This is a genomic window from Pseudomonas sp. ACM7, from assembly GCF_004136015.1.
GTDB classification, from domain to species: Bacteria; Pseudomonadota; Gammaproteobacteria; order Pseudomonadales; family Pseudomonadaceae; genus Aquipseudomonas; species Aquipseudomonas frigoris.
Genome location: NZ_CP024866.1, coordinates 5267915 through 5281087 on the forward strand (window position 1 = coordinate 5267915; position 13173 = coordinate 5281087).

Here is a 13173-nt window from a genome sequence, read left to right on the forward strand (position 1 = left end):
CCTCGTTTCACTCGTCAGCTCCTACAGGACCGTTTCGATCGTCATAACAATAAGAAGGAGTTGATTCATGCGTATCGGACTTGTCGGTTACGGCCATGGCGGCCGGTTTTTCCATGCTCCGCTGATCAGCAGTTTGCCGGCGGCGAAGTTCGTGGGTGTGGTCACCCGGTCACCGGAGCGCCGACAATTGCTGGCGGCCGAGCACCCTGGGGTGCCAGCGTTCGACAGCATCGGCCAACTGGTGGAGGCCGGGATCGATGTGCTGGTGGTGTCCACTCCGCTCAAGGGCCGTCCGGCGCTGGTGCTCGATGGCATCGAACACGGTGTGGCGGTGGTCAGCGACAAACCGTTCGCCGCTGATGCGCAGCAAGCCCAAACCCTGATCACCATGGCCGAGCGCCAGGGTGTGCAGCTCAGCGTCTACCAGAACCGGCGCTGGGATTCGGACTTCCTCACCGTGCGCAAACTCATCGAATCCGGTGCGCTGGGCCGGGTCACCCGTTTCGAATCGCGGATCGAGCGTTACTCACCGCAGGCGGTGAACAACGGCAGTGGCGGTGGCTTCCTGCGCGATCTCGGTAGCCATCTGGTGGATCAGGCAATGCTGTTGTTCGGCCCGGTGACACGGGTCTACGCCGAGCTGGATTACCTGGAAAAAGGCCAGGTCTTCGATAACGGCTTCTTTATGGCCCTGACCCATGCCAGTGGCATCACCTCCCACCTGGGCGGCAGTTGCCTGCAAAACACCCCCGGCCCGCGCTTTCGGGTGACCGGCACCCAAGGTTGTTACAGCGTCGATGGCCTGGACGGGCAAGAAGCATCGACACTCGCCGGGCTCTCGCCCAAATCCGAAGGTGAGCGCTGGGGCGTTGAAGAGCATCGCCGCTGGGGTTGGTTCGAACAGGGTGAAGTGCGCGAGCGGGTTCCCTCCGAACGCGGTTGCTGGAATCAGTTCTATTTACAGCTACAAGCCGCATTGCAGAGCGGTGGCCCGCTGCCTGTGGACGCCCGTGATGCACTGGCGACCACCCGCGTGCTAGACGCTGCGCGACTGAGCGCCGAGCGGCATCAAGTGGTGGAATTGAGCCCGTTCAAGAGCCATGGAATAAAATCAGAATAAAATTCTAAAATGAGTTGATATAGAAATTATTTTCTAATAAAGTCATTTTCAGCGACCTGCCTCGCAACCTGTTTCAACCCTTTTCCTGCTTGCTTGCCTGCTTACTGAAATCGTCACGCCTCATCCATAAAACCAACAAGAATGTGGAGAAAGACTTTTCATGAAGACCAAGACCCGCTTCGCCTCACTTGCCTTGTCCCTGATGTTCGCCAGTGGCGCGGCGCTCGCCGATATGAAGATCGGCGTCAGCATGTCCCAATTCGATGACACCTGGCTGACCTACCTGCGCGAATCCATGGACAAGAAAGCCAAGTCCTATCCCGAGGGCGTACAGCTGCAATTCGAAGACGCCCGCAGCGACGTGGTCAAGCAGTTGAGTCAGGTCGAAAACTTCATCAGCCAGAAGGTCGATGCCATCGTGGTCAACCCGGTGGATACCGCCGCCACCCGTAAAATCACCGAAGCCGCCGTCAAGGCCGGCATCCCGCTGGTCTACGTCAACCGCCGCCCCGATGACCTGAAGCTGCCCAAAGGCGTAGTGACTGTCGCCTCCAACGATCTGGAGGCCGGTGAAATGCAGATGCAGTACCTGGCCGACAAAATGGGCGGCAAGGGCGACATCGTGATTCTGCTGGGCGACCTCGCGAACAACTCCACCACCAACCGCACCAAGGGCGTCAAAGACGTGCTGGCCAAATACCCGAACATCAAGATCGAGCAGGAGCAGACCGGGACCTGGTTGCGGGATAAAGGCATGACCCTGGTCAACGACTGGCTGACCCAGGGCCGCAAGTTTGACGCGGTCATAGCCAACAACGACGAAATGGCGATTGGTGCTGCGATGGCCCTGCAACAGGCCGGCATCGAGAAGGGCAGTGTGCTGATCGCCGGTGTCGACGGTACGCCGGACGGCTTGAACGCAATCAAGAAAGGCAACATGGCGGTCTCGGTATTCCAGGACGCCAAGGGTCAGGCCGACGGTTCGATCGACACCGCCGTGAAAATGGCCAAGAACGAACCGGTTGAACAGGCCGTGTGGGTGCCATACCGCTTGATCACCCCGCAAAACGTCGACACGTTCAAATAGCCCGTCGGTTCAATAACAACAATAAATACGCAAGGTTGCGACCGCGACCTTGCTGATGGAGTACCTGATCATGTTCGCTTCAGCGACTGCTTCGAGCACCCCGTTGGTGGGTATCCAGCCAGCTGCGACACCTGTCGATGAGCCGTACCTGCTGGAGATCATCAACGTCAGCAAGGGATTTCCCGGTGTGGTGGCCTTGTCCGATGTGCAGCTTCGGGTACGCCCCGGTTCCGTGCTGGCCCTGATGGGCGAAAACGGCGCGGGCAAATCCACCCTGATGAAAATCATTGCCGGCATCTATCAGCCGGACGCCGGTGAATTGCGCCTGCGGGGCAAACCGGTGGTCTTCGAAACGCCATTGGCCGCGCTCCAGGCCGGGATCGCGATGATTCACCAGGAACTCAACCTGATGCCGCACATGAGCATCGCCGAGAACATCTGGATCGGCCGTGAGCAGCTCAACGGTTTCCACATGATCGACCACCGTGAAATGCATCGCTGCACGGCGAAACTGCTGGAACGCCTGCGGATCAACCTCGATCCGCAAGAGCAGGTCGGCAACCTGAGCATCGCCGAACGGCAGATGGTCGAGATCGCCAAAGCCGTGTCCTACGATTCCGACATCCTGATCATGGATGAACCGACCTCGGCCATCACCGACAAGGAAGTCGCGCATCTGTTCTCGATCATTGCCGACCTCAAGAGTCAGGGCAAAGGCATCATCTACATCACCCATAAAATGAACGAAGTGTTCAGCATCGCCGATGAAGTGGCGGTGTTCCGTGACGGCGCCTACATCGGTTTGCAGCGGGCCGACAGCATGGACGGCGACAGCCTGATTTCGATGATGGTCGGCCGCGAACTGAGCCAGTTGTTCCCGGCGCGTGAAAAGCCGATCGGCGATCTGCTGCTGTCGGTGCGCGACCTTAAACTGGACGGCATTTTCAAGGATGTTTCCTTCGACCTGCACGCCGGCGAGATCCTCGGCATTGCCGGGTTGATGGGCTCGGGGCGGACCAACGTCGCCGAAGCGATTTTCGGCATCACCCCGAGCGACGGTGGCGAGATTCGTCTCGACGGCGAAGTGCTGCGCATCAGCGATCCGCACATGGCGATCGAGAAGGGCTTCGCGTTACTGACCGAAGATCGCAAGCTCAGCGGCCTGTTCCCGTGCCTGTCGGTGCTGGAAAACATGGAAATGGCGGTGTTGCCGCATTACGCCGGCCACGGTTTCATCCAGCAAAAAGCCCTGCGCGCCTTGTGCGAAGACATGTGCAAGAAGTTGCGGGTCAAAACCCCGTCGCTGGAACAGTGCATCGACACCTTGTCCGGCGGTAATCAGCAGAAGGCATTGTTGGCTCGCTGGCTGATGACCAATCCGCGGATCCTGATTCTCGACGAGCCGACCCGCGGTATCGACGTCGGCGCCAAGGTCGAGATCTACCGGCTCATTTCCTACCTCGCCAGCGAAGGCATGGCGGTGATCATGATTTCCTCGGAACTGCCCGAAGTGCTCGGCATGAGCGACCGGGTGATGGTCATGCACGAGGGCGACCTGATGGGCACCCTCGACCGCAGCGAAGCGACCCAGGAACGAGTGATGCAATTGGCCTCGGGCATGTCCGCGGTTCACTAATGGATGCCGGTGCTGGTTGTGGCCAGCGTCGGCGACGCGATAGAAGGGTGAGTGTTTATGAACGCGATACTGGAAAACAAGCCAGCAACGGCACAGGTCAAGAGTCGCCCGCGCTTTCCGACCGAATTGAGTATTTTTCTTGTGCTGATTGGCATCGGCCTGGTCTTTGAAGTGTTTGGCTGGATCGTGCGCGACCAGAGCTTCCTGATGAACTCCCAGCGTCTGGTGCTGATGATCCTGCAGGTATCGATCATCGGTCTGCTGGCGATCGGCGTGACCCAGGTCATCATCACCACCGGTATTGACCTGTCTTCCGGTTCGGTGCTGGCGCTGTCGGCGATGATTGCCGCCAGTCTGGCCCAGACGTCGGACTTCGCTCGGGCAGTGTTCCCCTCGCTGACTGACTTGCCAGTGTGGATCCCGGTGATTGTCGGGCTCGGGGTGGGACTGCTGGCGGGGGCGATCAACGGCAGCATCATTGCCATCACCGGTATCCCGCCGTTCATTGCCACCCTCGGCATGATGGTCTCGGCCCGTGGCCTTGCGCGTTACTACACCGAAGGCCAACCGGTGAGCATGCTCTCGGATTCCTACACGGCCATCGGACACGGCGCGATGCCGGTGATCATTTTCCTGGTGGTTGCGGTGATCTTTCACATCGCCCTGCGTTACACCAAGTACGGCAAATACACCTACGCCATCGGCGGCAACATGCAGGCGGCGCGTACCTCGGGGATCAACGTCAAGCGGCATCTGGTGATCGTCTACAGCATCGCCGGGTTGCTGGCAGGCCTGGCGGGTGTGGTGGCGTCGGCACGGGCCGCGACCGGGCAGGCCGGGATGGGCATGTCTTATGAGCTGGACGCGATTGCCGCGGCCGTGATCGGCGGCACCAGCCTGGCCGGCGGAGTAGGGCGCATCACCGGCACGGTCATCGGCGCACTGATCCTCGGGGTCATGGCCAGCGGTTTCACCTTCGTCGGCGTCGATGCTTACATTCAGGACATCATCAAAGGCCTGATCATCGTGGTGGCAGTGGTCATCGATCAGTACCGCAACAAGCGCAAACTCAAGCGCTGAGCCTCAGATAAAGCAGCCAATGCGCCACGCCTGTCCCGCGTGGCGCAACCATTTGTCTTCTATATACAGCCGCGTGATTGAATTTCTTGCTATAAACGCACTCCGATAACCACCGCAAAGGCTGCCGTAGAGCACTTTCAGGGCTTTGTCGGACAAATTCGCTGTCTTTTCAGTTGCTGAGGCCTCAAGTCGGCCTTAGACTGCCGCCCCTCGTAAATTGAGTGCCGGGTGGCGCTTGGAATTAAACGGCGCCGTTCCGATGGCCGACCCAGGTCCGCCGGAACGCTCCCTAATTCGCCTTAATGCACGTTTTTTTATAGAGATATCAATGACAAAGGACAAGTTGCTGGCCATGCCGGCGGATGACTACATGAATGCCGAGCAACATGCTTTTTTCTCTGAGCTGTTGCAGAACATGAAAGTCGAAACCCATGAGCGCATCGAACAGAACCGCATCGCCATCGAAAGCCTGGACACCCCGGCCGATCCGGCCGACGCTGCTTCTGTTGAAGAAGAGCGCACCTGGCTGGTGAACGCGATCGATCGCGACCAGCGCATGCTGCCTCAGTTGGAACAGGCTCTGGAACGCATCAAAGAAGACAGCTTCGGCTGGTGCGACGACAGCGGCGAGGCCATTGGCCTGAAGCGCCTGCTGATCAGCCCGACCACCAAATACTGCATCGAAGCTCAAGAGCGTCACGAACAGATCGACAAGCACCAGCGTCAGGCCTGATTCTGCGAGGCAACCCATTTAATGTGGGTTGCCTTTGAAAAGATCGCAGCCTTCGGCAGCTCCTACGGGTTTAAGCGAACTCCTGTAGGAGCTGCCGAAGGCTGCGATCTTTGCTTTTTGACGTCTGCGAAAAATCCTGCGCACTTCTATTGATCTGCTGCAACGCCCACTACTAATGGACCATAGATAATGGCCTTGTAGTGGCGTTTAATGCCGATACAACAATTAGAATGACTCGGGGGATGACGAAGATGACGCGTGACGGATCTGTGGTTGCAGCAGTGTCTGCACCCGTACTTTTGCCGAAAAACCTTTGGCTGACGCCGACCCTGCAAAGCATCGCCCTGATGCTGTTGTTGTGCGGCATGACGCTGGGCGGCTGGTCGCTTTACCTTGGCCTGCCATTGGCGGTGCTGGTGATCTGGCTACCTCGCTTACGCTCGCGCGCCATCCCTGAGGCAGCCCCCGTCGACAGCGCCAGCGCGATTGCCGAGTTGACTCGCGATCTTTCCTACACCACCAGTCATAACGCGTTGTCTGCCGCCGGTGTGGCCTTTTCGGTCAAGCAACTGGCCGACAAACTGCAATCGCAGCTCGGTGCCGCGGCGCAGATAGTCAGCAACGCCGAAGTGATGATCGCGACCGAACAAGCCACCTCGACACTCAGTCGGGAAGCCCTCAGTGCGGCCAGCGAGGCCCATCGGAGCAGCGCGGCAGGACGTACGGAGTTGATCGAGTCCATCGCCCGTATGCATCAACTCAGTCAGCGCGCCAGTAACAGCCGTGAACTGATCGAAGCCCTGAGCCTGCGCAGTGACGATATCCAACGGGTCACCCTGGTGATCCAGTCCATTGCCAGCCAGACCAATCTGCTGGCATTGAACGCGGCTATCGAGGCGGCGCGGGCCGGCGAGCATGGTCGCGGATTTGCGGTAGTGGCCGATGAGGTTCGCGGTCTGGCCGCGCGCACGGCGACGGCCACTGGCGAAGTCGGGGAGATGGTCGCTGATATTCAGCAACGCACCGCGCAAGTGGTGGAGCAGATCCGTCAACTGTCCAGCGACCTCGACACCGGTGTCGAACAGGTCGAGCACACCGGTCAGCACCTGGAGAACATTGCACGTCTGGCCGCTGGCGTCGAAAGCCAGGTCGGGGAAATCGCCAGGGGCGCCGACACCAACCGCGAACAACTCGATAGTCTGTTTCACGCCATCGAACAGATGCGCAGCGACCTGGCGATCAGTGACCAACAGACCCAGCGCCTGGCCCAGGCCGCGGTGCAAATGGAAGGTCAGGCCGAAACCATCAGCGAGCGCCTCGCCGAAGTCGGGCTGGATGACTATCACCAACGGATTTATGACCTGGCCCGCGAAGGCGCGAGTCAGATCGCGGCGCGCTTTGAAGCGGATATCGACGAGGGCCGCGTGAGCCTCGATGACCTGTTTGACCGCAATTACCAAACCATTCCCAACACCAGCCCGGCCAAATACCAGACCCGCTTCGATCGCTACGCCGATCAGGTCTTGCCGGCGATCCAGGAACCCTTGTTGCCGCGCCATGAGGGCCTGGTGTTCGCCATTGCCTGTACGCAGCAGGGCTATGTGCCGACCCACAACAAGGTCTTCAGCCAACCACTGACCGGTGATGCGCAGGTCGATACCTTGCAGAACCGCACCAAACGCAAATTCGCCGACCGCACCGGGATCCGCTGTGGCAGCCATCAGCAGGCCGTACTGCTGCAAACCTACACCCGCGACACCGGTGAGCTGATGCACGACCTCTCAGTGCCGATCATGCTCAAGGACCGGCATTGGGGTGGTCTGCGATTGGGTTACAAGCCGGAAAACCCTCGTTGAGACCCATAGATGTAGGAGCTGTCGAGTGCAACGAGGCTGCGATCTTTTGATCTTCGCTTTTAAAACATCAAAAGATCGCAGCCTCGTTGCACTCGACAGCTCCTACAGATGCAGGCTAGTGAGTCTGATGCATGCGCAGGTTCAGGTCGTCGACCACCCGCGCCCAATCAGCGTCTTCACGCAATTGTTCTTTCAGGAAGCCGGCCTGCTGCGGGGTCCAGAACTCGGCATCGATGAGTTTTTTGTTGTCAGCCAAGGGCGAATGGCTGGCGATGAAATCGTCGATGGCTTTCTCGTTGGAGTCCAGACCGAGTTGGTCGAACAAGCCTTTCAAGTCATGTATGGGTGAATCCATGTTCATCTCCTTGCGGGTCGCGTCGAGTGCGAGATCTGAGGGGCGGCTTCATTGCATCTGAGGGAGCCGCGCTTCAGGAGTTCGATGGCGATGTTCGTAAGCAAAAATGAGCATAGACTGCAAACCGACTATCAGGCTTTCAATGCGCCTTCATCGACTGCAAGCTTCAGCGCCTTGGCGGCTTCCTGCGCAGCGATGGCGGCGACGTCCGACGTCTTGAACCAGCGATCCTTCTCGACCTGGTGATACGTCACGGTGGTCAGCGGTGGTTTGGCGCGCATGATAATGACTGCCTGGAATTCGCCTTCGACTTCTCTGGCTTCGCCCCGGATAAAAAATTCACCGATATCAAATTCCGTCACGTAGCAGCCTTCCCTTGAAATATTCTGTTGTTTTGAACGCCGCCCACCCTGGGGACGGGTTTCATTGGTCGGGCAGTATGGCAGTAGTTGTATGCCGGCGGCTGAGTTAAGTCGCCGGCATGACGAAGCGTCTATGGAATTGAACGGGCGGGACCGTCAACTGCGTAACTCGAGCGAGCGGGCAAGGGCGCAGGCTTCGTTATGATTGCCGCGGAAACCTCTGACGCGGCCGGTGGAAATTTCCTTGATATGAAAAAAGGCATTGCCGGCCAGAATGACCCGAAAGCGTGGCCGGGCGAGCTCTTCAGGGTAGTATTCATGCGATTGAAACATCCCCGGGGGCAGTGTCCTCGAGCTGTTCGTATTGGGCGCCTGAGGGTGAGCAAAATGTGTCAGCGTGCACATATGAAGTCCTTTTCGTTGTTTTACCGACGTGTGTACGTGGTTTTGGGTAGTCTCGATGAGCATCGCTGCTCTAGAATCACCGTCAGTGTTTGGCGATCGATGTTCATCTAAAGCAATTTTTTGCTGGCGATATGTCGGAAAAGTGCTTTTGTTAAAGAGATTTTTCCCTAAAGTTGGTAGTCCCGTTTTTCTGGCCGTCGCAAGGGCTTTTTCCTTCAACCTCTGACGAACGCCAGGCAAGACGACGTGAGTGTTGTTCCAGTAGTCTTCTCAAGCCTCGCGATGGATGAGCCCTCTGCTCGTTTCAGGATTTCAACCTGGGCCTTTTTGCGACACCTTCGGCATTGCCGCTTTTTTCTGCTGTGCGCTGTTTTCCTGTGTGCAGCATCATTTTCAGATGTGGGGATGTTTCCTTGGCAGTAAGTAATCTCGATATGCATGCTTTGTTCGTGCTGGGTGATTTGCGCGCAAAGCTGGTTAAACAGTTCCAGTCACGTTTTGTTTACATCACCGAACAGAACGCTGAAGGCATTTATATTGCCGAGATCGACACCGAAGAGGCGCTGGTGGTTGATGACAAACCCGGGCTTAAACTCAAGGTCGGCGATCATTTCAGCGCCTCTGTATTGCCCAGCCGCGAAGGCGGCAAGCTGGACATCAAGTTCCGCGAAATCAAACTGACGGTGTACGGCCTGGGTGATTACGCGTTCGTCACCACCGCTGATGGCCATGGGATCGTGTTCAAGGAAGGCCATAGCGTGGTGATGGTGTTCGCCGCTCACCAACAGTTGCAGGAAGGCCTGACCAAAACCCTGAAAGCCGTCACCGCCAAGGCTGCCAAGTGGCGCAAAGGGGAACTGGTCACCTTCAAGGCCAGCGAATAATGACCCTGACCCGCGCCGACTTCCACGAACAGAACCAGGCCAGTGCGCAAGCCGAAGCCCAGCGGCTGTTCGATCAGAAGGCCGTTTTGCAAGGTGCATGGCTGGGTTGGGTGGCGTCATAGATCTATACGTTACGTCCGGCGGAGTACGCCAGCATGGTACGAAGAGCGCTGTCGCGCTTGCAGGAACCTCCCGAAAACTGATTGACCTCCCTCGAAAGCAGGAACCTCTACTACAGTCAGTGGACTGAGTATTCAGAGGCTTTGCGGTCTTCTGCCAGGCCATCCTGCTATTGCTGTGAACAGCACGAGGTGCAAAAGAATGAACGGATTTCGACGGTTGCTGGCCGCTACTATGGCCACTTTCGGATTGTTGGCTTCACCCGTTCCGGTGTTCGCTGCCCAGGCGCCGATCCACTTCGCCGATCTGAACTGGGAAAGCGGCAGCCTGATCACCGATATCCTGCGGATCATTGTCGAGAAGGGCTACGGGCTGCCGACCGATACCTTGCCGGGGACGACCATCACCCTGGAGACCGCACTGGCCAACAATGACATTCAGGTCATTGGCGAAGAGTGGGCCGGTCGCAGTCCGGTCTGGGTCAAGGCTGAGGCCGAAGGCAAAGTCGCGAGTCTGGGCGATACGGTCAAGGGCGCCACCGAAGGTTGGTGGGTGCCCGAATATGTAATCAAGGGCGACCCGGCGAAAGGCATCAAGCCGCTGGCGCCGGGCCTGCGCAGTGTCAGCGACCTGCCGAAATACAAGGACGTGTTCAGAGATCCGGAAACCCCGGGCAAGGGGCGCTTCCTCAACAGCCCGATCGGCTGGACGTCGGAAGTGGTCAACAAACAGAAACTCAAGGCGTATGGGCTGGACGACAGCTATGTGAATTTTCGCAGCGGCTCCGGGGCAGCGCTGGATGCGGAGATCAGTTCTTCGATTCGGCGCGGCAAACCGGTGCTGTTCTATTACTGGTCGCCTACGCCGTTGCTCGGCCGCTTCAAACTGGTTCAGCTGGAAGAGCCGCCGTTCGACGCCGATGCCTGGAAAACCCTGACCGACGCCGACCACCCGAATCCGAAACCGACGCGCTCACTGCCCTCCAAGCTGTCCATTGGCGTGTCCACGCCATTCCAGAAACAGTATCCGCAGATTGCCGAGTTCTTCACCAAGGTCGACTTGCCAATCGATCCATTGAACAAGGCGCTGGCCGAGATGAGCGAAAAACATACCCCGCCACGGCAGGCGGCGCAGGCGTTCATGAAGGCGCACCCGGACGTGTGGCAGGCCTGGGTGCCCAAGGATGTGGCGGATAAAGTCTCCGCCGAACTGAAATAAACCGATAATCCTGTAGGAGTTGCCGCAGGCTGCGATCTTTTGACTTTGTTTTTAACAACAAGATCAAAAGATCGCAGGCTTCGCCAGCTCCTACATGAAGCGGGTACATCCGGTAGATCGATGATTAAAACCGGGTTTGCACCGTCAACTCGAAGGTACGCGGTGTGCCGAGGTAATACGCCGGTGACACATGGGCAAACTCGGCATACACCTCATTGGTCAGGTTGCGCACCCGCCCGGTGACGGTGGTGTGTTGATCGACCTTGTAGCTGAGGAACGTTCCGTAGAGCGTGTACGACGGTACGGTCAGGGTGTTGGCGCTGTCGGCAAACACCGAGGCCACATACCGCGCATCGACACCGCCCCGCCATTGCGGCGCGAAGTCATAGGTCAGCCATAGATTGCCGATCCGGTCCGGCACGTTGGTCGGTGTGTTGCCTTTGCGTGAAACCACGACACCCGCCGCATTCTTCTCGTTGAATTCGTCGTACTGCGCATCGACCCAGGCGAAGTTGCCTTCGGCCAACAGCTTGTCGGTGATTCTGAACGAACTGGCCAGTTCGATCCCTTTGGAGGTCTGTTGACCCACGGGAATGCTGCTGGTCGGATCCAGTGGATCGGTGACTGCGAAGTCCTTTCGCTCGATCGTGTAAGCCGCCACTGTCGCCGAGCCGCGACCGTCCAGATAGTCGAATTTACTGCCGACTTCCCATTGCTTGCCGGTGGACACGTCGAAATCTTGCGTGCCGTTGGGTTGTTCGGCGGCGGTGCTGTATTGCACGTAGACGTTGGCTTCGGGGATGAATTGGTAAGTCAGGCCGACCCGACCGGTCACCGGCTCCCAGCTGCGCTTGAGGTGCCGGGGGTTGCTGGCGGTCACGACGCGGTGGTTGGTCACGTCCAGGTCGATGTCGTCGTAACGCAGGCCGGTCAGCAGCGCGAGTTTGTCGGTGAGGGCCAAACGGTTCTCGGCGAACAGGGCTTTGGTGGTGACTTCGTTGGTCTTGTCGCTGACAAAACCCGGTCGGGCGCCCGGGATGTCGTAGAAGTGACCCGGCTGAAAGTGATTCGGGTCGACGGTGTTGGCACCTTTGACGTTCAGCGGCGAGTTGGTGGTCTGGTTGACCTTGTACTCGAAGCCGCCGGACCAGGTCGTGTCCAGCCCGAACAACGTGTTGTCGTGACGCAGTTCGAACTGGTTGCCGTTCTGCTCGCCCTGATGCCGGACCTGATACGCCGTGGAACGAGTCACCGCACTGTTGTCGGTGTTGTACTGGTAGGTTTCCAGGTTGCGGTAATCGCGCTGGCTGTCGAGGTGGTAAAGGGTGTTGCGCAGGGTGGTGCTGTCGTTGATCCGGTAGTCGATGATCGAGCGCACCCAGATCGAGCGCTGCTCGTAGCGGCCGTCCTCGACGTTGTAGTTGTTGAATCGGTTGTGCTTGTCGATCTTCAATTCGCCGGCCTTGGGGTTGAGCACCGGCGTGCCCCAGTAAGGGCTGTCTTCGTGTTCATCCTGATATTCCAGGGCCAGGGTATGGGACAGGTTGGGCGTCAGGTCGCTGAGCAGCGAGAACGCCACGCTCCACGCATCACGCTCCTGACGGTCGATGTAGCCGTTGCCGGTGTTGTGGCTGACGTCGAGCCGCGCGTAGTGCTGCACATCCGCGCTGGCATCGCTCAGGGCGTGGTTGAGACCGAATGCGGTCTCGGTGGTGTCGTAACTGCCGTAGCTGACCCGGCCTTCGATGGCTTGCTCTTCACGCGTCGCCAGTTTGGTCACGTAGTTCAGCGAACCGCCCACGGAGCCAGCACCATTGATCAGCGATGACGGGCCGCCCACCAGCTCCACGCGATCATAGATCCAGGCGTCTACCGGCCGGGAGAGGCCGCCGGAGACATTGATGCCGTTGAACATCTGGGTGATCTGGCTGCTGGTGAAACCGCGGTAGGAGACGAACCCACCGAAGCCCGGCGGTGCGCTGGCGTTGACGCCCGGCAGGGTGTTGGCGGCGTCCTGGAAGTTCTGCGCGCCGTGGCGCTCGATGTCGTTGCGGTTGGCCACGGCTACCGAGGCGGGGGTTTTGCGCACGCTCAGGCCAAGCCGCGACGCCATGCCGCTGGACTGATCCAGACTCAGCCCCGGCTCATCCGCCGCTTCGCCGTCAATGGTGATGGGGGCGAGGTTGACGGTGGATTGTGCCCAGGCGTTAACAGACAGGCAGCCGAACAGGCTTGCCAGTAAAGGAATGCGTTTCATCGATGAATCCTGAATGCTTGACTAGGAAACAGCGCACAGGCGAACGCTACGCGTTGGCGA

12 protein-coding genes and 1 pseudogene are annotated in these 13173 nt (G+C 58.6%); 9 read left to right on the forward strand and 4 right to left on the reverse strand.

The window, feature by feature from the left end; genetic code table 11:
* Nucleotides 1-67: 67 nt before the first annotated feature.
* From CUN63_RS25065 to CUN63_RS25090, 6 genes are all read left to right on the forward strand, one after another.
* A complete protein-coding gene (locus CUN63_RS25065; RefSeq protein WP_129443401.1) occupies nucleotides 68-1120 on the forward strand; it encodes a Gfo/Idh/MocA family protein in 1053 nt (350 codons plus the stop codon).
* Nucleotides 1121-1280: 160 nt separating this feature from the next.
* Nucleotides 1281-2207, forward strand: coding sequence for a sugar ABC transporter substrate-binding protein (locus CUN63_RS25070; RefSeq protein ID WP_129443403.1), 927 nt, complete (start codon nucleotides 1281-1283; stop codon nucleotides 2205-2207).
* Nucleotides 2208-2277: 70 nt separating this feature from the next.
* A complete protein-coding gene (locus tag CUN63_RS25075; RefSeq protein ID WP_129443405.1) occupies nucleotides 2278-3843 on the forward strand; it encodes a sugar ABC transporter ATP-binding protein in 1566 nt (521 codons plus the stop codon).
* A gap of 57 nt (nucleotides 3844-3900) precedes the next feature.
* Nucleotides 3901-4923, forward strand: a complete 1023-nt coding sequence (locus tag CUN63_RS25080; RefSeq protein WP_129443407.1) for an ABC transporter permease — start codon at nucleotides 3901-3903, stop codon at nucleotides 4921-4923.
* A 328-nt stretch (nucleotides 4924-5251) separates the two neighbouring features.
* Nucleotides 5252-5656: a TraR/DksA family transcriptional regulator gene (locus CUN63_RS25085; RefSeq protein ID WP_007907888.1), complete on the forward strand. Its 405-nt coding sequence runs from the start codon at nucleotides 5252-5254 to the stop codon at nucleotides 5654-5656.
* 632 nt (nucleotides 5657-6288) lie between these two features.
* On the forward strand, nucleotides 6289-7512 hold the full coding sequence (locus tag CUN63_RS25090; protein WP_371928237.1) for a methyl-accepting chemotaxis protein: 1224 nt from the start codon (nucleotides 6289-6291) through the stop codon (nucleotides 7510-7512).
* A 115-nt stretch (nucleotides 7513-7627) separates the two neighbouring features.
* Here the strand turns inward: CUN63_RS25090 and CUN63_RS25095 are convergent, their stop codons facing one another.
* The 3 genes from CUN63_RS25095 to CUN63_RS25105 all read right to left on the reverse strand — a co-directional run bounded on the left by CUN63_RS25095 (nucleotide 7628) and on the right by CUN63_RS25105 (nucleotide 8634).
* Nucleotides 7628-7867, reverse strand: coding sequence for a DUF2789 domain-containing protein (locus CUN63_RS25095; RefSeq protein ID WP_129443411.1), 240 nt, complete (start codon nucleotides 7865-7867; stop codon nucleotides 7628-7630).
* Nucleotides 7868-7998: 131 nt separating this feature from the next.
* On the reverse strand, nucleotides 7999-8229 hold the full coding sequence (locus CUN63_RS25100; protein ID WP_033057642.1) for a hypothetical protein: 231 nt from the start codon (nucleotides 8227-8229) through the stop codon (nucleotides 7999-8001).
* 156 nt (nucleotides 8230-8385) lie between these two features.
* Complete coding sequence (locus CUN63_RS25105; RefSeq protein ID WP_129445154.1) at nucleotides 8386-8634, reverse strand: hypothetical protein; 249 nt, start codon at nucleotides 8632-8634, stop codon at nucleotides 8386-8388.
* A gap of 413 nt (nucleotides 8635-9047) precedes the next feature.
* On the opposite strand from CUN63_RS25105, the gene CUN63_RS25110 reads away from it, so the two are divergent.
* From CUN63_RS25110 to CUN63_RS25120, 3 genes and pseudogenes are all read left to right on the forward strand, one after another.
* Nucleotides 9048-9518, forward strand: a complete 471-nt coding sequence (locus CUN63_RS25110) for a hypothetical protein (RefSeq protein WP_008151679.1) — start codon at nucleotides 9048-9050, stop codon at nucleotides 9516-9518.
* A pseudogene (locus tag CUN63_RS25115) lies at nucleotides 9518-9721 on the forward strand (hypothetical protein). Before CUN63_RS25110 ends, CUN63_RS25115 begins: the two are co-directional and overlap by 1 nt.
* A 118-nt stretch (nucleotides 9722-9839) precedes the next feature.
* Nucleotides 9840-10856, forward strand: a complete 1017-nt coding sequence (locus tag CUN63_RS25120; RefSeq protein ID WP_129443413.1) for an ABC transporter substrate-binding protein — start codon at nucleotides 9840-9842, stop codon at nucleotides 10854-10856.
* A 124-nt stretch (nucleotides 10857-10980) separates the two neighbouring features.
* Here CUN63_RS25120 and CUN63_RS25125 read toward each other — a convergent pair whose 3' ends face one another.
* Nucleotides 10981-13113: a TonB-dependent siderophore receptor gene (locus CUN63_RS25125; RefSeq protein ID WP_129443415.1), complete on the reverse strand. Its 2133-nt coding sequence runs from the start codon at nucleotides 13111-13113 to the stop codon at nucleotides 10981-10983.
* Between the last annotated feature and the right edge of the window lie 60 nt (nucleotides 13114-13173).